Source organism: Polaribacter litoreus (assembly GCF_054584775.1).
Genome location: NZ_JBTLRD010000064.1, coordinates 1 through 1956, shown reverse-complemented (window position 1 = coordinate 1956; position 1956 = coordinate 1). Strand labels below are relative to the sequence as shown.

The 1956-nt window shown below is 28.2% G+C and carries 2 protein-coding genes; both read left to right on the top strand.

What is annotated here, in order from left to right:
• Nucleotides 1–180: 180 nt before the first annotated feature.
• Nucleotides 181–696 (top strand): DUF695 domain-containing protein, encoded by a 516-nt coding sequence (locus tag ACW9UN_RS17095; protein ID WP_459487581.1) that lies wholly within the window; start codon nucleotides 181–183, stop codon nucleotides 694–696.
• A 194-nt stretch (nucleotides 697–890) separates the two neighbouring features.
• Complete coding sequence (locus ACW9UN_RS17090; RefSeq protein ID WP_459487580.1) at nucleotides 891–1430, top strand: hypothetical protein; 540 nt, start codon at nucleotides 891–893, stop codon at nucleotides 1428–1430.
• Nucleotides 1431–1956 lie beyond the last annotated feature (526 nt).

The following is a 1956-nucleotide window of genomic DNA, read 5'->3' as shown; positions in this document are numbered from 1 at the left end:
AAATTTATTGCTTTTTCGGGTTTTTCTTACGAAAAACCTCGGAAACGCTAAAGTTTTAGTTTAAATAGCTTTTTTTTCGCTAAAATTACGCAACAAATAATACACCAAAACGTTGGCAACAAGCGCTCAAAATTACCGGAAATAAAATGAGAAATTAAAAATTGGAAAAAGTTGAATAAAATGAAACACAAAATATTAATAATTACAATGGGAATTCTAACATCACTTTTTGGTTACGGACAAGATAAAAAAACAGAATCTGAAAAAATATTTCCAGAAGAAAAATTTTCAATTTTGGAAGCAACTCTTACAAACGGAAATCCAGTTGTTGGATCATTTAATATGTCATATAAAAAATACAGTAAGAAATCTAAATATCCCTGGTGTTTAAGTATTTCAATCGGACTAAAATTAGAAAACTGTAAAGAAAATGGACTTCCAGAAGCTGAAGAAAGTTCAATTGCAAACAGGTTTGAAGATGAACTTCTGAAAAAAATAAAAAGTTTGACTACTGCTCATTACGTTGGACACTTATTTAATGACTCTTTTTTAGATGTTTACATTTATCTTGACGACCCTGAAAAAGTTCACGAATGGTTACAAACCCAAATAAATAAAGAAGGATTAATTAGAGGTTTTGGATATGAAATTAATCAAGACCCAAAATGGGAAACTGTTGAAAATTACATGAATTGAAAATGAATGAATGAATGAATGAATAAAAGCCAGTTGCCAACACCATATATAATTTATTGCTGGCTTTTTGCTTACTTACGAAAATCCTCGCGGATTTTCTTTGTCTGTAATTATTTACTAAATTAGTTGCTTAATTCACGCAACAAACCATATATAAACACGTTGGCAAACATTAAAAACCGAAAATAAACTAAATGGGATTTGGATTTAATCTTGGAATGATTTTCATAATACTTCCTATTACTTTAATACTTTTTTTATTAGGAGCATTCACGAAAAAAGAAGGATTTTTTAAAGCTATTGGCTGTATTTGGATTCCAATATTATGTCTGATTGGACTTTCTGTAATTATGAGTATATTACCTGATACAAGTTTTCTTGAAAAAGAAGATTATTATGGAGAATATATAATTGACCGAAACTTTTTCAAAGGAAAACAAGCTGATTGGCAATACAATCATTTTAGAATGGAAATAACTGAAAATGATTCTATATTTCTTTACACAATGGAAAATGAACAAATAATTTCTATCAACAAAGGAACAATATCGACTGTGAAACCATACAGTTCTGAAAGACTCGTTCTAAAAATGAATGAACCTAATCATCATATTACTGAAACAAATCCAACTACTTACAGAAAAAGTTGGTGGAATTTTTACTTAGTATTCAAATCTAAAAAATTTCATAATATGTATTTTAGAAAAGGAAAGTGGGAGAAAATAAAAGAATGAATAAAAACGATTTGCCAACACCATATATAATTTATTGCTGGCTATTTGCTTACTTACGAAAATCCTCGCGGATTTTCTTTGTCAGTAATTATTTACTAAATTAGTTGCTTAAACCACGCAACAAACCATATATAAACACGTTGTAAATAATAGTGGAAAACACTCAGAAACGTGAAAATTTGAATTTCCAAAATGTCTGAATTTAGTTGTTCGTGGGAATTTTTAAATGCTTAAAAATGAAATTTAACAATTGCTGAATTATCTTTCACTCGTGAAAAATTATTGTGGGAATTTTAAACGTGTGAATTTACTCAGACTGGAAAATTAAAACGTGAGAAAATTACCAAGACTTGAAATCAAAAACTGGAATTTAAGCAACTTTCGGAATTGAATTTCTTTGTGGAATTTATTTCTTAAAATGTTGAATTAAGCAAAGTGCAAAAAACTAAAATGGAATTATTAACTGGAAAAAAAACTACTATTTACAACACCGTGTAAAAAAAATTGCTAATTTTAGCTTAACCAA